This is a genomic window from Geodermatophilus sp. SYSU D00766, assembly GCF_054049915.1.
This window is the reverse complement of record NZ_JBJGYI010000007.1, coordinates 1-20735: the sequence shown is the minus strand read 5'-3', so window position 1 is coordinate 20735 and position 20735 is coordinate 1. Positions and strand designations below refer to the sequence as shown.

20 protein-coding genes are annotated in these 20735 nt (G+C 76.9%); 8 read left to right on the top strand and 12 right to left on the bottom strand.

Annotated features, from left to right (window positions below; translation table 11 throughout):
- The first annotated feature begins 17 nt into the window (after positions 1–17).
- Together ACI8AD_RS08125 and ACI8AD_RS08120 are read left to right on the top strand one after the other, a co-directional pair.
- Entirely contained in the window at positions 18–1028 is a 1011-nt protein-coding gene (locus ACI8AD_RS08125; RefSeq protein WP_456870023.1) for an iron-containing redox enzyme family protein, read from the top strand.
- A 102-nt stretch (positions 1029–1130) separates the two neighbouring features.
- Complete coding sequence (locus ACI8AD_RS08120) at positions 1131–2690, top strand: methyl-accepting chemotaxis protein (protein WP_456870022.1); 1560 nt, start codon at positions 1131–1133, stop codon at positions 2688–2690.
- A gap of 44 nt (positions 2691–2734) precedes the next feature.
- On the opposite strand, the gene ACI8AD_RS08115 is transcribed toward ACI8AD_RS08120, so the two are convergent.
- The 7 genes from ACI8AD_RS08115 to ACI8AD_RS08085 all read right to left on the bottom strand — a co-directional run bounded on the left by ACI8AD_RS08115 (position 2735) and on the right by ACI8AD_RS08085 (position 11149).
- Positions 2735–3058 (bottom strand): CDGSH iron-sulfur domain-containing protein, encoded by a 324-nt coding sequence (locus ACI8AD_RS08115; RefSeq protein WP_456870021.1) that lies wholly within the window; start codon positions 3056–3058, stop codon positions 2735–2737.
- A 40-nt stretch (positions 3059–3098) separates the two neighbouring features.
- Positions 3099–6191, bottom strand: coding sequence for a bifunctional [glutamine synthetase] adenylyltransferase/[glutamine synthetase]-adenylyl-L-tyrosine phosphorylase (locus tag ACI8AD_RS08110; RefSeq protein WP_456870020.1), 3093 nt, complete (start codon positions 6189–6191; stop codon positions 3099–3101).
- A gap of 4 nt (positions 6192–6195) precedes the next feature.
- Positions 6196–6930: a type 1 glutamine amidotransferase gene (locus ACI8AD_RS08105; protein WP_456870019.1), complete on the bottom strand. Its 735-nt coding sequence runs from the start codon at positions 6928–6930 to the stop codon at positions 6196–6198.
- A gap of 160 nt (positions 6931–7090) precedes the next feature.
- Positions 7091–8431, bottom strand: coding sequence for a type I glutamate--ammonia ligase (gene glnA, locus ACI8AD_RS08100; RefSeq protein WP_456870018.1), 1341 nt, complete (start codon positions 8429–8431; stop codon positions 7091–7093).
- A 109-nt stretch (positions 8432–8540) separates the two neighbouring features.
- Positions 8541–9761, bottom strand: a complete 1221-nt coding sequence (locus ACI8AD_RS08095) for an NAD(P)/FAD-dependent oxidoreductase (protein WP_456870017.1) — start codon at positions 9759–9761, stop codon at positions 8541–8543.
- A gap of 13 nt (positions 9762–9774) precedes the next feature.
- A complete protein-coding gene (gene folE, locus ACI8AD_RS08090; protein WP_456870016.1) occupies positions 9775–10404 on the bottom strand; it encodes a GTP cyclohydrolase I FolE in 630 nt (209 codons plus the stop codon).
- 79 nt (positions 10405–10483) lie between these two features.
- Positions 10484–11149 carry a helix-turn-helix transcriptional regulator gene (locus tag ACI8AD_RS08085; RefSeq protein ID WP_456870015.1) on the bottom strand — a complete coding sequence of 222 codons (666 nt, stop codon included), beginning with the start codon at positions 11147–11149 and terminating at the stop codon, positions 10484–10486.
- A gap of 124 nt (positions 11150–11273) precedes the next feature.
- Between ACI8AD_RS08085 and ACI8AD_RS08080 the strand changes: the two genes are divergently transcribed.
- Positions 11274–11804: a DinB family protein gene (locus ACI8AD_RS08080; protein WP_456870014.1), complete on the top strand. Its 531-nt coding sequence runs from the start codon at positions 11274–11276 to the stop codon at positions 11802–11804.
- 13 nt (positions 11805–11817) lie between these two features.
- Here ACI8AD_RS08080 and ACI8AD_RS08075 read toward each other — a convergent pair whose 3' ends face one another.
- Positions 11818–12279: a hypothetical protein gene (locus tag ACI8AD_RS08075; protein WP_456870013.1), complete on the bottom strand. Its 462-nt coding sequence runs from the start codon at positions 12277–12279 to the stop codon at positions 11818–11820.
- Between the two features lie 106 nt (positions 12280–12385).
- Between ACI8AD_RS08075 and ACI8AD_RS08070 the strand changes: the two genes are divergently transcribed.
- Together ACI8AD_RS08070 and panB are read left to right on the top strand one after the other, a co-directional pair.
- The gene (locus ACI8AD_RS08070) at positions 12386–14227 is read left to right on the top strand and encodes an NAD+ synthase (RefSeq protein WP_456870012.1); all 1842 of its coding nucleotides are present in this window, start codon (positions 12386–12388) and stop codon (positions 14225–14227) included.
- Complete coding sequence (panB, locus tag ACI8AD_RS08065) at positions 14224–15054, top strand: 3-methyl-2-oxobutanoate hydroxymethyltransferase (protein ID WP_456870011.1); 831 nt, start codon at positions 14224–14226, stop codon at positions 15052–15054. Before ACI8AD_RS08070 ends, panB begins: the two co-directional genes overlap by 4 nt.
- 7 nt (positions 15055–15061) lie before the next feature.
- Here panB and ACI8AD_RS08060 read toward each other — a convergent pair whose 3' ends face one another.
- Entirely contained in the window at positions 15062–15436 is a 375-nt protein-coding gene (locus ACI8AD_RS08060; protein ID WP_456870010.1) for a DUF2784 domain-containing protein, read from the bottom strand.
- A gap of 71 nt (positions 15437–15507) precedes the next feature.
- On the opposite strand from ACI8AD_RS08060, the gene ACI8AD_RS08055 reads away from it, so the two are divergent.
- The gene (locus ACI8AD_RS08055; RefSeq protein ID WP_456870009.1) at positions 15508–16617 is read left to right on the top strand and encodes a glycosyltransferase; all 1110 of its coding nucleotides are present in this window, start codon (positions 15508–15510) and stop codon (positions 16615–16617) included.
- An 8-nt stretch (positions 16618–16625) separates the two neighbouring features.
- Here ACI8AD_RS08055 and ACI8AD_RS08050 read toward each other — a convergent pair whose 3' ends face one another.
- Complete coding sequence (locus ACI8AD_RS08050; protein WP_456870008.1) at positions 16626–16811, bottom strand: hypothetical protein; 186 nt, start codon at positions 16809–16811, stop codon at positions 16626–16628.
- 148 nt (positions 16812–16959) lie between these two features.
- Here ACI8AD_RS08050 and ACI8AD_RS08045 point away from each other — a divergent pair, with 148 nt between their 5' ends.
- On the top strand, positions 16960–18102 hold the full coding sequence (locus tag ACI8AD_RS08045; RefSeq protein WP_456870007.1) for a diguanylate cyclase: 1143 nt from the start codon (positions 16960–16962) through the stop codon (positions 18100–18102).
- A gap of 58 nt (positions 18103–18160) precedes the next feature.
- The gene (locus ACI8AD_RS08040) at positions 18161–19450 is read left to right on the top strand and encodes a M24 family metallopeptidase (protein WP_456870006.1); all 1290 of its coding nucleotides are present in this window, start codon (positions 18161–18163) and stop codon (positions 19448–19450) included.
- A gap of 12 nt (positions 19451–19462) precedes the next feature.
- Here ACI8AD_RS08040 and ACI8AD_RS08035 read toward each other — a convergent pair whose 3' ends face one another.
- Entirely contained in the window at positions 19463–19969 is a 507-nt protein-coding gene (locus ACI8AD_RS08035) for a hypothetical protein (RefSeq protein ID WP_456870005.1), read from the bottom strand.
- A 162-nt stretch (positions 19970–20131) separates the two neighbouring features.
- Positions 20132–20557, bottom strand: a complete 426-nt coding sequence (locus tag ACI8AD_RS08030) for a ChaB family protein (RefSeq protein WP_456870004.1) — start codon at positions 20555–20557, stop codon at positions 20132–20134.
- Between the last annotated feature and the right edge of the window lie 178 nt (positions 20558–20735).

Below are 20735 nucleotides of genomic sequence, written 5' to 3'. Positions count from 1 at the left end.
GTGGGCATGCCGCCCCCATGCGCCTGCCCGAACCCCGCGGTCCGCTGACCGCCGCCCTCCGCGACGACCTGCTCGCCGGTGCGGTCTCCGCCGCCGCCGTGGAGCTGGCGCGCACGACCGCGGAGGCCGCGGCCGAGCCGCTGCTCGACGAGGACCTGCAGCTGGCGCTGGCGGTCTGCTACGAGCTGCACTACCGCGGGTTCGACGGCGTCGACGACGTCCTGGAGTGGGACCCCGACCTGCTCACGCTGCGGGCCTCCCTCGAGCGCCGGCACCTGGCCGCGCTCCGCGACCTCACCGGCCCGACGGCGGCCACCGACGACCCGGTGGACCAGCAGCTGGCCGCGCTCATCGCCGCCGACGACGGTCCGTCGCTGTCGCGGTACATGGCCCGCTCCGGAACCCCCGAGCAGTGGCGGGAGTACCTGACCCTGCGGTCGGTCTACCACCTCAAGGAGGCCGATCCGCACACCTTCGCCATCCCGCGGCTGTCGGGGCGGGCCAAGGCCGCGATGGTGGAGATCCAGGCCGACGAGTACGGCGGCGGCTCGGCCGAGCGCATGCACAGCGAGCTGTTCGCCGGGATGATGCGCGACCTCGGCCTCGACGCCGGGTACGGCGCGCTGTGGGACGCCGCCCCGGCGGTCGCCTTCACCACGGTCAACACCATGTCGCTGTTCGGGCTGCACCGGCGCTGGCGGGCCGCGGCCCTGGGGCACCTGGCCTGCGTGGAGATGACCTCCTCCGAGCCCAGCCGCCGCTACTCCTCGGGTCTGCGCCGCCTCGGCCACGGCGAGCGCACCACCGTCTTCTACGACGAGCACGTCGAGGCCGACGCCGTCCACGAGCAGATCGCCGCGGTGGACATGTGCGGGTCGCTGGTCGCCGAGGACCGCGCGCTCGCCGACGACGTCGTGTTCGGCGCCGCCTGCTCGCTGGCGCTCGACGGGCTGGCCGCCGGCCACCTGCTCGGCGCGTGGGAGGCCGGCCGCTCGGCGCTGCGGGGGGAGCCGGCTCTCGCCGCGTGAACCGGGGCCGGCCCGACTGCACATGAGGGACCCGGCTGCCGATCCTCCCCGGACACGGACCGTGGGCCTGCGCCCGCGGCACCCCCGACCGCGGAGGACCCCATGTGGCGGCGCACCGACCCCGTCCCCGTCAGCAGCACGCCTCCGCCGCCGACCCCGCGGGACATCGAGACGCTCGAGGCGGTGGTCGCCGCCCTCGACGCGTCGGTGCGCACGCAGCTCGACGCCCACGTCGCGGTGGTCCGCACGATCACCGAGACCAACGGCCTGGACTACGGCGCCGTGTGGGCGCCCACGGGCAGCGGCGCGTTCACCCTCGCCTACGAGACCGGTCCCCTGGCGCCGGCCATCCGCGCCGGCTGGCGGCAGGAGCTGCCGCTGACGGAGTCGGCGGGCATGGGCGGCAAGGCGCTGCGGGAGCGCCGGACGGTGCACGTGGACAGCGCGCCGGCCGGGCGCGGCAGCTGCGTGCGGTGGGAGAACGCCTGGGCCGCGGGTGCGCGGGAGGGGTGCTTCGTCCCCGCCGTCGACGGCGGCCGGGTCACCGCGGTGCTCGAGTACCACCACCGCGGCCAGCTGCCCTTCTTCGGCGCCCGCCGGGAGAAGTGGGAGGCCATCCACCGGCTGCTCGACCACATGCGCGCCGCGGCGCTCGCGACGGCAGCGGTGCGCGAGACCGTCGACGACCGGGCGGCCGTGACCGCCGTCGTCACCTCCGTCGGCGAGGCCAGCGACGAGGCGGCCGCCCTGCAGACGGCGCTGGAGACCGTGCGCGCCGCGTTCGGCTGGGCCTACGGCTCCTTCTGGGCGCTCGACGACGCCGAGCGGCTGCTGCGCTTCCGCACCGAGTCCGGCACGGCCGGCGAGGAGTTCCGCCGGGTCACCCTGACGGCCACCTTCGCCGAGGGCGTCGGCCTGTCCGGGCGGGCCTGGCGGGAGCGCGACCTGGTCTTCGTCCGCGACCTGGCCGAGGTCACCGACTGCGTGCGCGCGCCGGCCGCCCAGCGGGCCGGGGTGCGCTCGGGCGTCTGCTTCCCGATCACCGTCGGCGGGGAGGTCATCGGCACCATGGACTTCTTCACCACCGACACCGTCGAGCTGTCGGAGTCGCGGGCCGACGCGCTGCGCAACGTGCAGCGCCTGGTCTCCCAGCGGCTGGACGCGCTGCGCCGCGCCGAGGCCGACGCGCAGCGCGCCCGCGAGCTCCTCGACAGCGTCGAGCGGCTGCGCTCGGCGGCCGCGGCCGCCGGGGAGGTGGCCGACAGCGCCGTGACGCAGGCCTCCGCGATGACCACCGAGGTGGCCACGCTGACCGAGTCGTCGACGTCGATCGGCGAGGTCATCCGGATCATCTCCGGCATCGCCGACCAGACCAACCTGCTGGCCCTCAACGCCACCATCGAGGCCGCCCGCGCCGGGGAGCTCGGCCGCGGCTTCGCGGTCGTGGCCAGCGAGGTCAAGGACCTGGCGCGGGAGACCGCGGCGGCCACCCAGCGGGTGTCGGACCAGATCGCCGGCATCCAGGCCAGCAGCGAGCAGGTCACCGCGGGCATCCACGCCACCAGCGAGGTGATCGGCCGGCTCGACGCCGTCCAGGCACGGATCACCGACGTGCTGGAGGAGCAGGTCCGGATGGCGCGCGCCATCCAGACCGACCGCTGAGGCGGGCGCGGGCCGGGCACGGGGGCCGGCCCGCGCCCCCTCGGTCACTCCTGCGGGGCCGTCCCGGGCCGCTGCGCCGCGCGCAGGATCGTCGCGGCCGGGCGCGGGCGGCTCGGCGCGCTGGGCGCGGAGAAGCCCGAGCGCTTGTGCGAGCCGTCGCAGAACGGCTTGAGGCCGGACTTGCCGCACCGGCACAGCGCCACCGTCTTGCGGCCGGGGTCGATCTCGGCGCCGTCCTGGTCGACCAGCCGGAAGTCGCCGCGCACGATCAGCGGCCCGTCGCGGTAGGGCGTGATGGTGGCCCCGGCGTCGGCACGGGACAGGTCGTCGTCGGCGGGCGGGTCGTCGGCGGGCACGGCTGAGCTCACCGTCCCAGCGTGCCCCGCCGCCGGGGACGGCACACCCGGGTCAGCCGGCCGGCTGACCGTAGAAGACCTGCTCGACGACGCCGCGGGCACGCCGGGTGGTGCGGCGGTAGTCGTCGAGGAAGCGCCCGGGGTCGACGTCGGGACCGCAGCCGCTGGCCCGCGCCACCCCGGCCAGCTCCAGCCCGGGCCGGGGCAGCTGGTCGCTGGGCCGGCCGCGGACGAGGAAGACGGCGTTGCGCGCCCGGCCGGCCACCTCCCACGCCTCGCGCAGCGCGTCGGCGTGCGCCGGCTCCAGCAGCCCCGCGGCGGCCAGCCGCTCCAGCGCCGCGACCGTCGAGGGCAGCCGCAGCTCCGGCAGCCGCCCGGCGTGCTGCAGCTGCAGCAGCTGGACGGTCCACTCGACGTCGGCCAGCCCGCCGCGGCCGAGCTTGGTGTGCGTGGCGGGGTCGGCGCCGCGGGGCAGCCGCTCGCGCTCCACGCGGGCCTTGATGCGGCGGATCTCGGCGACCTGGGCGTCGGTGAGGCCGTCGGCGGGGTAGCGCAGCGGGTCGGCCAGCGCGACGAAGGCGGCCCCCAGCTCCGGGCTGCCGGCCACCGGCACCGCCCGCAGCAGCGCCTGCACCTCCCACACCGACACCCAGCGCTCGTAGTACTCGCGGAACGCGTCGAGGCTGCGCACCAGCGCGCCCTGCCGGCCCTCCGGGCGCAGGTCGGCGTCGATCTCGAACGCCGGGTCGGGCGCGGGCTCGGCGAGCAGCCGGCGCAGCGTGTGCGCGATCGCGTTGGCCGCCTGGGTGGCCCTCGACTCCTCGACACCGGCCCGCGCCCGGTGCACGAACAGCACGTCGGCGTCGGAGCCGTAGCCCATCTCGCCGCCGCCGAGCCGGCCCATCCCGATGACGGCCAGCTCCACCGGCACGTCGTCGGCGGCGACGCCGGCCTCGCGGGCCCACGCCCGCTCGGCGAGGTCGAGGCCGGCCTGCAGGGTGGCGACGGCGACGTCGGTGAGCGCCTGCCCGACCCGGACGACGTCGAGGCGACCGAGCAGGTCGGCGGAGGCGATCCGCAGCAGCTCCTGGCGGCGCTGGGCCCGCAGCACCCCGACGGCGGCCTTCGGGTCACCGGACCGCGCGGCGGCGGCCCGCCAGGCACCGGCCAGGGTCGCGGCGGTGCGCGGCTCGAGCTCGGCGTCGTCGGCGAGGATGCGCAGCGCCTCGGGGGTGCGGGTGAGGAGCGCCGCCACGTACTGGCTCGAGCCCAGCAGCCGGGCCAGCCGCTCGGCCACCTGGCCCTCGTCGCGCAGCAGCCGCAGGTACCACTGGTTGCCGCCGAGGGCCTCGCTGACCTGCCGGTAGGCCAGCAGTCCGGCGTCGGGGTCGGCGCAGTCGGCGAGGGTCTGCAGCACCACCGGCAGCAGGTACTTCTGCATCGACGCCGAGCGCGACACCCCGCCGGTGAGCGCCGCCATGTGCCGCAGCGCGCCCTGCGGATCGCCGAAGCCCAGCGCCCGCAGCCAGTCGCCGGCCGCCTCGCTGCCCAGTTGCGCGGCCTCGGCCGGCACGCGGGCCACGGCCGACAGCAGCGGCCGGTAGAACAGCTTCTCGTGCAGCCGGCGCACCTCGCGGGTGTGCAGCGCGAGCTCGGCGCGCAGCACGTCGACGGCGTCGCCGCGGGCGTCGGGCTTGTAGCCCAGGGAGCGCGCCAGCCAGCGCAGCTGCTGCTCGTCGGTGGGCAGCAGGTGGGTGCGCCGCAGCCGCAGCAGCTGCAGCCGGTGCTCCACGGTGCGCAGGAAGCGGTAGGAGGCGATGAGCGTGTCGGCGTCGTCGCGGCCGACGTAGCCCCCGGCCCGCAGCGCCGCCAGCGCGGGCAGCGTGCCCCCGACGTGCAGCCGGACGTCGACCCGGCCGTGCACGAGCTGCAGCAGCTGGACGGCGAACTCGACGTCGCGCAGCCCGCCGCGGCCGAGCTTGAGCTCCCGGTCGGCCTGCGCGGGCGGGACGTGCTCCTCGACCCTGCGGCGCATCGCCTGGATCTCGCCGACGAAGCCGGGCCGGTCGCCGGCCTGCCAGACCAGGGGGAACAGCTCGTCGACGTACGCCCGGCCGAGGTCGGGGTCGCCGGCGACCGGGCGCATCTTGAGCAGGGCCTGGAACTCCCAGGTGCTGGCCCACTGCCGGTAGTAGGCGGCGTGGCCGGCCAGCGTGCGCACCAGCGGCCCGGCCTTGCCCTCCGGGCGCAGCGCGGCGTCGACCTCCCAGGCGGCCTGCCCGCAGATCCGCATGAGCGCGGCGGCCACCCGCGTGGCGCTCTGCACGGCCGCCGGCTCGGGGTCGCCGGCGTCGACCGGCTCGGCCACGAAGACGACGTCGACGTCGCTGACGTAGTTGAGCTCCCGGCCGCCGCACTTGCCCAGGCCGATGACCGCCAGCCGGCAGGCCGCGGCGCTGTCGGGCTGCTCGGCGACGGCGATCGCCAGGCCGGCGGTGAGCACCGCGGCGGCGATGTCGGCGAGCTCGCCGGCGACGTCCTCGGCGGGCAGCCCCTCCCCCAGGTCGCGCCCGGCCAGGCTCAGCAGGACCCGCCGGTGGGCCAGCCGGAGCGCGGCGACCCGCTGCGGCGAGGCGTCGGGCGCGGCGCGGCCCAGGCGGACGCCCCACGGCGGGTCGTCGGGGTCGGCGCCGACGGCGACCAGCAGCTGCCGCTCCAGCGCCAGCGCGGTGGGCCGCGTCGCGCCGCGGGTGTCGTCGTCGAGGACGGTCCAGTCGCCGGGGTGGGCGGCGAGGTGGTCGGCCAGGCCGGCGCTGGCGCCCAGCACCGACAGCAGCCGGGCGCGCAGCGTCGCCGAGCCGCGCAGCCGGGCGAGCAGCGCGGCCGCCGACCCGCCGGTGGGGTCGGCGGCGTCGAGCGCCTCGACCAGGCGGGTGAGCGAGCGGACGGCGAGGTCCGGGTCCCCGGCGCGCGCCAGCGCGGACACCACCGGGCCGGCCTCGGGGTCGGCCGGCTCGTTGCGGTCGAGGTCCCACAGCCCCAGGGCGGGGTCGGACAGCAGCAGCGCCGCCCGCTCGCCGTCGAGGAAGCCGAAGCGGACCAGCCGCACGACCGCCGGGCGGGGCACCTCGCGCGCGGTGGTCACCGGGTCACCCCGCGGGGCGGGCGGCGCGCACCAGGTCGGCGAAGCGGGCGGCGAACGGCGCCCAGACCTCCTCCAGGTCCGGGTGCACCGCGTCGGTCAGCCGGACCAGCGTCTCGCGGTCCCACGGGCTCGCCGCGACGCCGACGGTGTCCCGCTCGGCCCACTCGCGGACGATCTCCGGCGTCGTCTCGATGTGGAACTGCACCCCGTAGACGTGCCGGCCCACCCGGAAGGCCTGGTGGGTGTAGAGCGGGCTGCTGGCCAGCAGCGTGGCGCCGGCGGGCAGCTCGCAGATCTCGTCGTGGTGGAACTGGATGACGTCCGGGGAGAGCGGGAGCGGGCCGAACACCGGGTCGTCGGCCGCGGCGTCGCGCTTGGCCACGAGCAGCGCCCCGACCTCCGGTCCCTCGATGCCCTCGCGCACCCGCCCGCCGCCGGCCTGCGCCAGCAGCTGGGAGCCCAGGCAGACGCCCAGGGTCGGCGCGTCGTCGGCCAGGGCCTTGGCCAGCAGCGCGCGGACCGGCTCCAGCTCGGTCGCGGCGTCGTCGACGCTGGACTGCGGCCCGCCCGTGACGAGCAGCCCGTCGTGGCCGGTGAGGTCGGCGGGGACCTCGTCGCCGGCGTCGAGGTGCCGCTCGTCGAGCTCCAGGCCGGCGGCGCGCAGCCACGCGCCCAGCCGCGCGGGCGGCGCGGTGTCACTGGGGACGACGACGAGCAGGCGGGCGGGCTGGTCCGGCACGGCGTCGAGGTTAGTGCGCCTCCGCGTCAGCGCCCCGCAGGTGCCCTCATCGCGGTGTTGGCTGTCGGAGCGCGGGGCAGTGCGGGCATTCCCCGTCGATTGCCGGTCCTGCAGCACCGGCATTCGACGAGGAACACCCGCAGAGCGCGGCCTCGGGCCGTCAGAGGCCCGGCAGGTAGCGCTTGAGCTCGAAGGGCGTGACGTTCTGCCGGTAGGAGTTGAACTCCTCCCACTTGTTGCGCAGGAAGAACTCGAACACGTGCTCGCCGAGGGTCTCGGCGACCAGCTCGCTGCCCTGCATCGCCGTCAGCGCCTCGCCGAGGGAGACCGGCAGGTCCTCGTAGCCGGCGGCGCGGCGCTCGGTGTCGGTGAGCGACCAGACGTCGTCCTCGGCCTCGGGCGGCAGGTCGTACCCCTTCTCGATGCCGCGCAGCCCGGCGGCGAGCAGGACGGCGAAGGTGAGGTAGGGGTTGCACGCGGAGTCCGGGGAGCGGACCTCCACGCGCGCCGACTGGCCCTTGTTCGGCTTGTAGGAGGGCAGCCGCACCAGCGCCGAGCGGTTGGCCCGGCCCCAGGTGGCCGCCGTCGGCGCCTCGGTGCCGGCCAGCAGCCGCCGGTAGGAGTTGACCGTCTGGTTGGTGACGGCGGTGAACTCGCGGGCGTGGGTGAGCAGGCCGGCGATGAACTGCCGCCCGGTGGCCGACAGCCGGATCGGGTCGCCCGGGTCGTGGAAGGCGTTGCGGTCGCCCTCGAACAGCGACACGTGCGTGTGCATCGCCGAGCCGGCCAGCTCGGTGAACGGCTTGGGCATGAACGTGGCGTGCACGCCCTGCGCCAGCGCCACCTCGCGGACGACGTGCCGCAGCGTCATCACGTTGTCGGCCATCGACAGCGCGTCGGCGTAGCGCAGGTCGATCTCCTGCTGGCCGGGGGCGACCTCGTGGTGGCTGAACTCCACCGAGATGCCCATGGCCTCCAGCGCGAAGACCGCCTCGCGGCGGAAGTCGTGCGCGACGTCGTGGGTGGACAGGTCGAAGTAGCCGCCGGTGTCGGCCGGCTGCGGCGGGCTGCCGTCGGTGGGCAGGTCTTCGATCAGGAAGAACTCCACCTCGGGGTGGGTGTAGAAGGTGAAGCCCATCTCGGCGGCCTTCGACAGCGCCCGGCGCAGCACGTGCCGCGGGTCGGCCCAGGACGGCGAGCCGTCGGGCAGCGTGATGTCGCAGAACATCCGCGCGGTGTCGCTGGGCTGCCCCTTGCTCGCCGGCATCACCTGGAAGGTGCCGGGGTCGGGCTTGGCGAGCATGTCGGACTCGTAGACCCGCGCGAAGCCCTCGATCGCCGAGCCGTCGAAGCCGATGCCCTCGGCGAAGGCGGCCTCGATCTCGGCCGGGGCGACGGCGACGGCCTTCAGGTAGCCCGAGACGTCGGTGAACCACAGCCGCACGAAGCGGATGTCGCGTTCCTCCAGGGTGCGCAGGACGAACTCCTGCTGTCGGTCCATGCTCGCCATGATCGGGTCCGCTCGTGTCCGGGGTGTGACGTCGGGGACCACCCTGCCCGGTCCGGCCCGGGAGCACACGGGGGCCCGCCGCCGGCAGCGGCCCGGGCAGTCAGACGGCGACGTCCTCCAGCGGGACCCCGGGGTCGGCCAGCCGGTCGACGGCGACCTGCCGTCCCGACCGGACCAGCTCCTGGATCGGGTCCGTCACGTCCCACACGTTGACGTTCATGCCGGCCTCGACGCGGCCCTCCCGCACCCAGAACGCGATGAACTCCCGTGACTCGACCGGTCCCCGGCAGACGACCGTCGACCCGGGCGAGGCGAGCCCCGAGTACTCCATCCCGAGGTCGTACTGGTCGGTGAAGAAGTAGGGCACGCGGTCGTAGGCGACCTCCAGGCCGAGCATCGACCGCGCGGCCGCCGGCCCCTGGTGGAGCGCGTTGGCCCAGTGCTCGACCCGCACCGGCCGGCCGTGGAGCGGGTGGACGGCGGCGGCGACGTCCCCGGCGGCGAACACGTCGGGCGCCGAGGTCCGCAGCGCGGCGTCGGTGAGCACCCCGCCGTCGACGTCGAGGCCGGCCGCCTGCGCCAGCCCGGTCTCCGGGACGGCGCCGACGCCGACCAGCACCAGGTCGGCCGGGACCTGCCCGCCCCGGTCGGTCAGCACCGAGCGCACCGCGCCGTCGCCGGCGAACCCGCGCACCCCGGTCCCGGTGCGCAGGTCGACGCCGTGCTCGCGGTGCAGCCGGGCGAAGACGCCGCCCATCTGCTCGCCGAGCACCCGGTGCAGCGGCGTGGGCAGGGGCTCGAGGACGGTGACGTCGTTGCCGTGGGTGCGCGCCGCGGCGGCCACCTCGAGGCCGATCCAGCCGGCCCCCACGACCACCAGGCGCCGCCCTCCGCCGGCGAGGTCGGCGTGCAGGCGGTCGGCGTCGGCCAGCGTGCGCAGGTAGCGGACGCCGTCGAGGCCGGCGCCGGGCACGTCCAGCCGCCGGGCCGAGCACCCGGTGGCCAGCAGCAGGCGTGCGTAGCCGAGCTCCTCCCCGGTGTCGAGGCCGAGCCGGTGCCCGGCGGGGTCGAGCCCGACGGCGCGCACGCCGAGCCGCAGGTCGACGTCGTGCTCCCCGTACCAGCCGGGGGCGAGGACCTGTGCCTCCTCGCGGGCCGCGGTGCCCAGCAGCCGGCCCTTGGACAGCGGCGGGCGCTCGTAGGGGACCTCGGGCTCGGCCGCGACGAGCACGACCGGTCCGTCGAACCCCTCGGCGCGCAGGGTCTCGGCGGCCTTCGCGCCGGCCAGTCCCCCACCGACGACCACGAACGGGGTGTCCACGGTGCCTCTCCCCTCAGGCCGCCGCGCCGGCCGCGGTGGCGCCGGCGAGGGCCAGGAACTCCTGCCGCGTGCGGGCGTCCTCGCGCAGCAGGCCGTGCAGGGCGGAGGTGGTGGTGCGCGAGCCGGTGGCCCGGATCCCCCGCAGCGACATGCACTGGTGCTCCGCCGCGATCACCACCCCGACGCCCCGGGGGTCCAGGGCGTCGCGCAGCCAGTCCGCGACCTGCTGGGTCAGCCGCTCCTGCACCTGCAGGTCGCGCGCGAACGAGTCGAGCACCCGGGCGAGCTTCGACAGCCCCAGGATGCGCTCCCCCGGCAGGTAGCCGATCGCGGCGACCCCGGTGAAGGGCAGCAGGTGGTGCTCGCACAGCGACACGACGGGGATCCCGGTGGCCACGACCAGCTCGTCGTAGCCCTCGTCGTTGGGGAACGTGGTGAGCGCGAAGGGCCGGCCGGTGAGGAGCTCGGCGTAGGCCTCGGCGACCCGGCGGGGGGTGTCCGCCAGGTGCGGTGCGGCCGGGTCCCTGCCCAGGGCCCGCAGCAGCTCGGCGACCGCCCGCTGCGCGGCCGGGACGTCCACCCCGGCGCGCGCCACGGGGAGGCGGTCGGGACGGGGCTGTCGTGCGGCGAGCCGGGCGGTCATGGGACCTCCTCTAGAGCCAACAATGGTTGGTATTAGAGACCCGCGCCCCGTCCCCATCAACGGCGGCCGCCGCGACCGGTCAGGCAGGGACGAGGTGCACGCAGCAGGCCCCCTGGAGCGGGCGCAGCCGGGCTCGCAGCCGGTCGGCCCCGGCGCCGTCGAGCACGCCCTGGACCAGCCGCAGGTTCATGCCGCAGACGAGCTCGGTGTGCTGCCGGGCGAGCCGGTGGAACGGGCAGTTGACCAGCGTCACGCCGTCGGCGTCCTCGCGCGGCTCGTAGCCGTGCGCCTCCAGGACCCGCAGGACGGCCGCCCGTCCCCGCCCCCCGCCGGCCGCGAGTGCCCGCCCGCGCTCGTGGGCGCGCCGGCCGAGCGCGGCCGCCGGCTGCTCACCGGACTCCTCGGCCTCGCTCACGGCACCGGCGAGGAGGTCCCCGGCCAGGTCGTAGTGGCGCTCGGGCAGCGAGACGGCGACGGCGGCCGACGCCCGCCGGTAGAGCTTCGCCGGCCGCCCGGCACCCGGGCCGCTGCGCCCGGTCCGCCGCTCGAAGTGCACGTCGAGCAGGCGCTCGTCCACGAGCCGGTCGAGGTGGAAGGCCACCGTCGCCCGGGGCAGGCCGAGTGCGGCGGCCACCTCGTCTCGGCCGACCGGCCCGGACTGCCGGACGACGTGGTCGTACAGCCGGCGCCGGGTGGGCTCGGCGAGGGCCGCGACGGCGGCGACCTGGTCGGCGCGGGGATCCACCCCGACACTCTAAGAGCAACGACGGTTGGTGGAACACCGTGCGCACCCCGCTGGCAGGATCCCGGCGGAACGGGACCGTCCCGACGCTGGTGGCACCGGCCCGCGGTCGGCGAGGCTGCCTCCCGTGACGACGACCTCCCCGCTCGCCGACCCGGTGACCACCGCCGCCGCGCTCGCCGCCCAGCAGCGCCGCGTGGCCGACCTGCTGGCCCGCGCCGCCGGGCGCCCCGTCCGGCCGCTGGCACCGGAGGCGCGCCGCCGGCTGGTGGACCTCGGGCACTTCCCCGGCTACGCCGGCGAGCTGGACTGGACGCCGCAGGAGGTCGCCGGCCACCTGCGCGACAGCGCCCGCGTCTTCACCGACCGCATCGGGCGGATCGGCCGCGGCACCCGCCCCGCGCTGCCCGACTTCGTCCCCGACGCCCCCGAGCGGGTCGCCGGCTACCGCGCCACCCCGCCGGCGGTCCTGGTCGCCCAGCTGGCGGCAGCGCAGGAGGAGCTGCTGCGCGCGGTCGCGGCGGTGCGGCCCGGGCAGCTCGCCCTGGAGGGCGTGCACGAGGTCGACGGCCCGGTCACCGTGGCCGACCTGCTCGCCTTCCTCCCCGCGCACCAGCGCGACCACGCCGAGCAGCTCGCGGCGCTGGTCGGGCGCTGAGCCCGGCGGCGGCTCAGCCGCCGACCGGCTCCACGTCGGGGTCCCCGGCGTCGTCGGGGTGCTCGAGGCCGTCCGGGTCCCCGCCGCGGGTGGGCGGCCCGGCGTCGAGCCGCACGAGGCGCTCCGGCTCCGGCGGGGGCAGGACGGCGGCACCGGCGACCGGGCGCGGCCGGGGCCGGCGCGGGACGGCGGCACCGGCCCCGCCGCCCCGCCCGCGGTAGACCAGCAGCCCCGCCAGCGCATCGGGCACCGCGTCGAGCGCGGCGCGGACGGCGGGCAGCGCGCGGAAGCGCTCGAGCCGGTCGTCGTCGTCGAAGGCGACCTCCAGCACGGTCCCCCAGCGGGTGTCGTGCCACTCCCAGTACCGGGCGCCCTGGGTGACCGCGGCCTCGACGAGGCCGTCCTCGTGCGCCCGGCGCCAGAGGGACGCCGGCTCCCTGCCGTCGAGCACCTCGACGGTGAGCCACTCGGCCACGGAGGGGACGCTAGGCCGCCCCGCGCTCGCGGTCCAGCCCCCGTTGTGGCGTGGGTCACACCGCCCCGCTGCCCGGCTCCCGGCGCGCAGGACGAGGATGGCCGGCGTGGACGGTGCGGTGCAGCTGAGAGTCGCGATGGCCCAGGTCGACACCCGCGTGGGCGACCTGGACGGCAACGCCGCGCTCGTCGTCGAGTGGGCGGCGCGGGCCGCTGACGACGGCGCGCACCTGGTCGTGTTCCCCGAGATGACGCTGACCGGCTACCCGGCCGAGGACCTGGTGCTGCGGGAGTCCTTCGCCGCCGCCAGCGAGCACGCGCTCACCGACCTCGCCGGCACCCTCGCCGAGCGGGGCCTCGGCGAGCTCGCCGTCGTCGTGGGGTACCTGGCGCACACCGAGGGCCCCGCCGAGATCGACACCCCGCCGAGCGACGAGGAGACCCTCGACGACGAGCGGCCCGGCGACGCCAACCCCCGCCGCATCCAGCCCCGCAACGCCGCGGCGCTGCTGCACGGCGGGCGGGTGGCCGCCCGCTACGCCAAGCGCCACCTGCCCAACTACGGGGTCTTCGACGAGGCCCGCTACTTCGTGCCCGGCACCGAGCTGCCGGTCGTGCGGCTGCACGGCGCCGACGTCGCGCTGACCATCTGCGAGGACCTGTGGGTCGAGGGCGGCCCGTGCGGCGTGGCCGGGCGGGCCGGGGTCGACCTCGTCGTCTCCCCCAACGCCTCCCCCTACGAGCGGGCCAAGGACGACCTGCGGCTGCCGCTGGTGCGGCGCCGCGCGGCCGAGGCCCGCGCGCCGGTCGTCTACTGCAACCTGGTCGGCGGGCAGGACGAGCTCGTCTTCGACGGCGACTCCCTCGTCGTCTCCGCCGACGGCGAGCTGCTGGCGCGGGCGCCGCAGTTCGTCGAGCACCTGCTCTGCGTGGACCTCACCCTCGACCGCGGCCGGGCGCCGGAGCGGCGGGAGGGCCGGATCGGGCCGATGACGGTCACCCGCACCGTCGTCTCCGAGGAGCCGGTGCCCGCCTTCGCGCCGCGGCCCGGGCAGGTCGCCGAGCCGCTCGGGGACTGCGAGGAGGTCTGGCGGGCGCTGGTCCTGGGGCTGCGCGACTTCATCGACAAGAACGGCTTCCCGTCGGTGGTGCTCGGCCTCTCCGGCGGCATCGACTCCGCGCTGGTGGCCGCGCTGTCGGTCGACGCCCTCGGCGCCGACCGGGTGCACGCCGTCGCGCTGCCGTCGCGGTGGTCCTCGGAGCACTCGCTCGCCGACGCCGCGGACAGCGCGCGGCGACTGGGGCTGCACTTCTCCACGGTGCCGATCGCGCCGATGGTCGACGCCTTCGAGTCCGCGGTGGAGCTGTCGGGGACGGCGGCGGAGAACCTGCAGGCGCGCATCCGCGGCACGCTGCTCATGGGCCTGTCCAACCAGCACGGGCACCTGCTGCTGACCACCGGCAACAAGAGCGAGGTCGCCGTCGGCTACTCGACCCTCTACGGCGACGCCGCCGGCGGGTTCGCGCCGATCAAGGACGTGCCCAAGACGCTGGTGTGGGAGCTGGCCCGCTGGCGCAACGCGCACGCCCGCGACCGCGGCGAGACCGAGCCGGTCCCGCAGAACTCCATCGACAAGCCGCCGTCGGCCGAGCTCGCGCCGGGGCAGAAGGACAGCGACTCGCTGCCCTCCTACGAGGAGCTCGACGCCGTCGTCGCCGACTACGTCGACCGCGACCTCGGCATGGCCCAGCTGCTCGAGCGCGGCCACGACCCCGAGGTGGTCGCCCGGGTGCTGCGGCTGGTCGACGTCGCGGAGTTCAAGCGCCGGCAGTCCGCGCCCGGCACGAAGATCAGCCTCAAGGCGTTCGGCCGCGACCGGCGGCTGCCCATCACCAACCGCTGGCGGGAGAGCCTGCCCAGCGTCCGCGAGGGAGCGGCGCAGTCATGACCGAGTCGGTGCTCTACGGCGGGACCTCGACCGCGCGGGTGCGCATCCACCACCTGCAGCAGGCCAAGGAGCGCGGCGAGAGGTGGGCGATGCTCACCGCCTACGACACCTACGCGGCCGCGGTGTTCGAGGAGGCCGGCATCCCGGTGCTGCTGGTCGGGGACTCGGCGGGCAACGTCGTCCTCGGGCACTCCTCGACCGTGCCGGTGACGGTGGAGGACCTGCTGCTGCTGACGAAGGCCGTCACCCGCTCGACCACGCGGGTGCTGGTCGTGGCCGACCTGCCCTTCGGCAGCTACGAGTCCGGCCCGCAGCAGGCGTTCGACACCGCCGTCCGGATGATGAAGGAGGGCGGCGCGCAGGCGGTGAAGCTCGAGGGCGGGGTGCGGGTGGCGCCGCAGATCCGGCTGCTCAGCGAGAACGGGATCCCGGTGATGGCCCACGTCGGGTTCACGCCGCAGAGCGAGCACGCCCTCGGCGGGTTCCGGGTGCAGGGCCGCGGCGCGGGGGCCGAGCAGCTGCTCGCCGACGCGCACGCGGTGCAGGAGGCCGGTGCGTTCGCCGTCGTCCTGGAGATGGTGCCCGCCCCGCTGGCCGCGAAGGTGACCGCGGAGCTGTCCATCCCGACGATCGGCATCGGCGCCGGGCCCGACTGCGACGCCCAGGTGCTGGTCTGGCCGGACATGGCCGGGCTCAACGGCGGGCGGGTGCCGCGCTTCGTCAAGAAGTACGCCGACCTGCGCGGGGAGCTGCTGCGCGCGGCCCGCGAGTACGCCGACGACGTCCGCGGCGGCGTCTTCCCCGGCCCGGAGCACGGCTTCGAGTAGCCCTCGCTCAGCGGCGGGCCACCGGTCGGTGGGCGCGGACGCGGGCGGCGAGCAGGCCGTAGCCGAGGGCGTTGAGGCCGAACGCCGCGGAGTACAGGCCGACCTGGACGGCGGCCGAGCCGACGTCGAGGCCGAGCGGGCCGAACACGTGGTGGCCGAGGAAGCCGCCCTCGTAGGGCGCCGCCCCGGCGCGCTCGCGCAGCGCCAGCTCCAGCGTGGTCAGCGGGCACGGGGCCCCGGCCAGGTTCACCGTCAGGACGGCGAGGGCCACCGGCGCGTGCAGCAGCACCAGCCGCGGCCACCGCATGGCGAGCAGCGCGCCGGTCAGCATCACCAGGACGACGGCCGCGTGCAGGACCGCGACCGCGTGCGCGAGCAGCACGCCCCCATCCTCCCGCGACCGGGGCGCGCGGGTGCCTTGTGCCGGCCCCTGACCCCGGCCAGCCTGGCGGTGTGCGCGTCCTGGTGGTGGCCTCCCCGCTGACCGGCCACGTGCTGCCGCTGGTGCCGCTGGCCCTCGCGCTGCGGGACGCCGGCGCCGAGGTCACCGTCGCGACCGCCGGCGACGGCGTCGCCGCCTGCCCGCCGGAGCTCTCCCCCACCGACGTCGCGCCCGGGCTGCGGCTGGGCCCGCTGTTCGGCCGGCTGATGCTGCGCCACCCGGGGCTGGCGCGCCGCGAGCTGGCCGGGCGGGGCGGCACCGACGCCGTCGGGCTGCTGTTCGGCGCGCTCGGCGCGCGCACGGCCGACGGCGTCGTGGCACTGGCCGACCGCCTGCGGCCGGACCTGGTGGTGCACGAGCCGCTCGCACCGGCCGGTGCGGAGGTCGCCGGCCGGCTCGGCGTCCCGGCGGTGCTCGCCGAGGGCAACCTCTTCGACGCCCGGCGGCTGCGCACCGCGGCCCTCGACGTCTACCGGCCCGCCCGCGGCCTCGGCGAGCTGCCGGAGCCCGCGGAGGTGCTGACCTCGTCCCCGCGCAGCCTGGTCGGCCCGCGGGAGGGCCGGCCGGTGCGCGTCGTGCCGTGGACGCCCCAGCGGCCCTTCGACGAGTCGTTCACCCGCCCGGGCCCGCAGCCGCGGGTGCTGGTGAGCCGCAGCACCGTGGCCTCCCCCGGCCGGGACCGGCTGATGACCGACGTCGCCGCCGCGGCCGCGGGCACCGACCTCGACGTCGTCCTCGTCCGGCCCGACCGGTGGGTGACCCGCCGCCGGCTGCCGCCGCAGGTCCGGACGGCGGACTGGCTGCCGTTCCCGCGGGTGCTGCCCGCCGCGGCCGGCGTCGTGCACCACGGCGGCGCCGGCACCGTGCTCACCGCCCTGGCCACCGGGGTGCCGCAGCTGGTCGTGCGCGGCGCCGGCGACCGCCGCACCAACGCCGACCTGGTCGCCGTGCGCGGCGCGGGCATCGCCACCGAATCCGGCGAGATCACCCCGGCGCAGCTCGAGCGGCTCGCCGCCGACCCGGCGCTCGCGTCCGCCGCACGGGAGGTGGCCGCCGAGATCGCCGCGATGCCCGCACCGGCCGACGTGGTGCCCGGGCTGCTGTCACTCGCCGGGCGCTGAGCGGCCGGTCAGTCGCCCTCGCGCCACTCGCGGTCCTCGGCGTCGAGGCGCTCGTTGCGCTCGGCCACCGACTGCAGCGCGTGCTCGGCCTCCTCTCGGGTGGCGTAGGGCCCCAGCCGGTGCCGCTCCGCACACCCGTCCCGGTCCTCCACGGTGTTGTGCTTGAGGCAGTAGAACCACGGTCCCTGCGCCACGGGCGCACCTCCTCCTCGACGGGCCGTCCCCGGAGCGGCGCCCCGGGAGGTGCCTGCACCCCACCCTGCCGCACTCCCCGGCCGCAGCGCGACGGCGCCCGCGCGCGGGGGGCTCCGCCCCGGCCGGGCATGCGGCATCCTCCTGCGCGTGACCGCCCGACGTCCTGGTCCCGACGTCCTGCCCGCCCCGCCGCGCCGGGACGGCGCCGAGGGCCGCGCCGCCGCCCTGCTGCTCGCCGCCCTGCTGGTCACCGGCGGAGCCACCGGACTGGTCAACCTGGCCCTCGACGGCGTCGTCGGCGACGGCGTCACGCGCCTCGCCTACGGCGCGACGATGCTCGCCTGCGTGCTGGCCGCGGTGCCGCTGGTGGTGCGCCGCCGCGTCGGCCGGTGGCAGACCTTCGGCCTGGTGCTGCTCGGCGACCTCGTCTACGCCGTCGTCGCGCTGTGCGTCGAGGACCCGGTGCGCTACGCCACGCCGCTGATGCTGCTGTTCCCCGCGGTGGTGGCCGCCTGGTTCCTCCGGCCGTGGATGCTGGCCGTGCACATGGCGGCCACCCCGCTGGTGGTGCTGGTCGCGCTCTGGGGCAGCTACCCCTCCGCGGCCGCGCTCGCCGTCCAGGTCGGCGTGCACGCCGGCATGCTCGACGTCGTCGCCGCCACCGTGAGCGTGCTGCGGCGCCGCGAGCGGCGGCTGCTGGCCGCCACCGAGGAGCTCTCGCAGCGCGACCCGCTCACCGGCCTGGCCAACCGCCGCCACCTCGTCGAGGAGGCGCCGCGGACGTGGCGGCAGGCCCGCCGCGAGGGCCTGCGGGTGGCGGCGATGGTCATCGACCTCGACCACTTCAAGCGGGTCAACGACGTCCACGGGCACGCCGTCGGCGACGCGGTGCTGCAGGCCGTGGCCGGGGCGCTGGCCGCCACGGTCCGGCCCAGCGACGTGCTCGCCCGCCTCGGCGGTGAGGAGCTGGTGGTCCTCGGCCTGGTCGGCGACCCGGCCGAGGCCGGGCGGCTGGCCGAGCGGCTGCGGCACGCGGTGTCGGACGCCCGCACCGCGCAGGGCCACGGCGTCACCGCCTCGATCGGCGTCGCGCTCACCCGGCCGGTCGACGGCGAGGACCTCGCCGCGGCGCTGTGGTGGCTGGTCGACCGGGCCGACGCGGCCATGTACGAGGCCAAGCGCGGCGGCCGCGACCGGGTCGCCGGCTCCGCTCCGCCCCGCCCGCGGCCGGCGCCGGCCGGCGAGCTGGTCGACCCCCCGACCGTCCCGGGACCGGCGCTGCCCTCCTGACACCGGCCGGTCCCGTTCCACCCGGTGGGAGCGGCGGTTCTCTGCTTCCCTGTTCCCCATGACGCTGGTCGTCCCGGACCCGACGCGGACCGTGCCGCTGCCGCTTCGGCAGCAGGCCGACGTCCGCGACCGGTGGCTGACCCAGCGCCTGCTCGACGTGCTGCCCGGCCTCATGGACCGCACCGGCATCGACCTGTGGATCGTCACCGGCCGGGAGAACAACGAGGACCCGGTGCTGGCCACCCTGCTGCCGGCGTCGTGGCTGTCGGCCCGGCGGCGGGTGGTGCTGCTGCTGCACCGCAGCGACGACGGCGTCACCCCGGTCGCCGTCTCCCGGTACCCGGTGGGCCAGTTCCTCCCCGGCTGGTCCCCGGAGGACGGCGGGCAGTGGGACGCGGTGCGGCGGGTCGTCGAGCAGGCCGCCCCGCGCCGCATCGGTGTCGACGTCTCGGCCTCCTGCGCGCCGGCCGACGGGCTCACCGTCTCCGAGCACCGGGCGCTCACCGCCGCCCTGGGCCCGTGGGCGCAGCGCCTGGTGTCGGCCGAGGACCTCGCCGTCGGCTGGCTGGAGACCCGGCTGCCCGAGGAGGTGGCCGCGCTCGACGCGCTCGACAGGCTCACCTCGCGCGTGCTGCGGCAGGCGCTGTCCCCCGCCGCCCTAACACCCGGCGCGACGACGGCGGCCGACCTCGCCTGGTGGCTGCACCAGCGGCTGGCCGACCTCGGCGTCCCGCCGTGGTTCCACCCCGGTGTCACCGTGCAGCGGGCCGGGGTGCCACTGCGCGACGACGGCGGCGTGCCGCTGCCGGCGGTGCCGCAGGACGCCGTCCTGCAGCCCGGCGACCTCGTCACCTGCGACGCGGGGCTGGTCAGCCTGGGGCTGGCCACCGACCTGCAGCGCAGCGGCTACCTGCTGCGGCCCGGGGAGACCGCTCCCCCGCCCGGGCTGCAGGCGGCGTGGACCGCCGGCACCCGGGTGCGGGCGCTGACCGCCGAGGCGCTCGTCCCCGGGCGCACCGGCAACGAGGTGCTCGCCGCCGCCCGCGCCGCCGTCGACGCCGAGGGGCTGGCCGCGGACGTGTACTCGCACCCCGTGGGGGTGCACGGGCACGGCGCCGGCCCGGTCATCGGCCGCTGGGACGACCAGCGCGGCTCCCCCGGCGCCGGCGAGCGGGTGCTGCACCCCGACACCGTCTACGCGCTGGAGCTGGCGGTGCGCGCGACGGTGCCGGAGTGGGGCGGGCAGGGCGTGCGGCTGGCGCTGGAGGAGGGCGTGGTCCTCACCCCCTCCGGGACGTCGTTCCTCGGCTCCCCGCAGCAGGAGCTGTGGACGGTGCCCCCGTCCTGACCGCCGGTCGGCCTACCCGAGCTGGTCGCAGAGATGGCCGACGATCTCCGGCGCCACGACGTCGAACCGCCCGTGGTACTCCTCCGACAGGAGCTCGCCGGTCTCGGGGTCGATGACGAGCACCCACAGCCCGATGGCGTGGGCGCCACCCTCCACCTTGAGGTGGATGCCGGTGCCGAACACGGTCAGCGTGCCGTCGGGATCGACCGTGGTCCGGTCCATGCCCCGGTCGGCGGTCGTGACGGTGCCGCCGGGGCCGGTGAGGGTGATGCTGGAGCTCGGGTGGCCGACGGCCCGGACGAACTCCCCGTTCCGGTCGAGGTGGATGGTCAACCGGAAGTGGCCCTTGGCCGAGCTGGTGACCTCGAAGCCGCACAGAGGACTGAGGTCCGGGTCCTTCTCGACCACGGCCGGGTCGAAGGTCACGTCCACCACCCGATCGGGAGGAATCGCCGCGGGGGTGGCGGCCGCGACCAGGCAGGCGGTGGCGGCCAGCGGGACGAGCAGGCGACACGTCATCGGATCACCCCGTGCTGTCGGCGCGGCGGCCCGTGCCGCCGCGACCGACCGAGGGTGCTCGCCCCGGTGGCGGGAACGCGCGCTCGTCACCGCCGGCCGCGGGCGTCCCGGCTCGTCGGCACGCTCCGTGCCCGGTCCCGTCCCGGTGCAGGGGCCCCGCTGCTACTCCTCGCGTGCCCTGCGTGTCTCCCTGTCGTTCGCCTTCTGGATGGCGTCGACCAGCTCGTCCTTCGTCATCGACGACCGGCCGTGGACGTCGAGCCGGCGGGCGAGGTCCATCAGGTGCTCCTTGGTGGCGTGGGCGTCGACGCCGCCCTTGGTCTCCCGGTCGGTGTCGGCGCCGCCCTCCGCCTGGGCGTCGCTGGGCCCCTTGTGGTCCTTGGGCTCCCAGTGGTCGCCGACCTTCTCGTGGGTGTGCTTGACCGCCGCCCACGCGACCCGGTTGGCCCGCTGCTCGTCGCCGTCGTAGGTCTCGACGGCGGAGTCGTGGGTCTTGGCCCAGGTGCGCTGGGCCTTCTCGTCCGAGCGCTGCAGCGTGCTGGGGATCTCCTCGGCCTTCGCGTCGCCGCTCTTCGTCGTCTTGGGCATGACGGTGGACTACCCCTCCCGGGAGGGCCCGCACGCCCGGGACCTGGGGGGGGGGGGGGCCGGGGGGCGCGGGGGGGCGGGGGGGGGGGGGGGGGGGGGGGGGGGGGGGGGGGGGGGGGCGGCGGGGGGGCGCGGGGGGGGGGTGCGCGGGGGCGCGGGGGCGCCGGGGGGGGGGGGG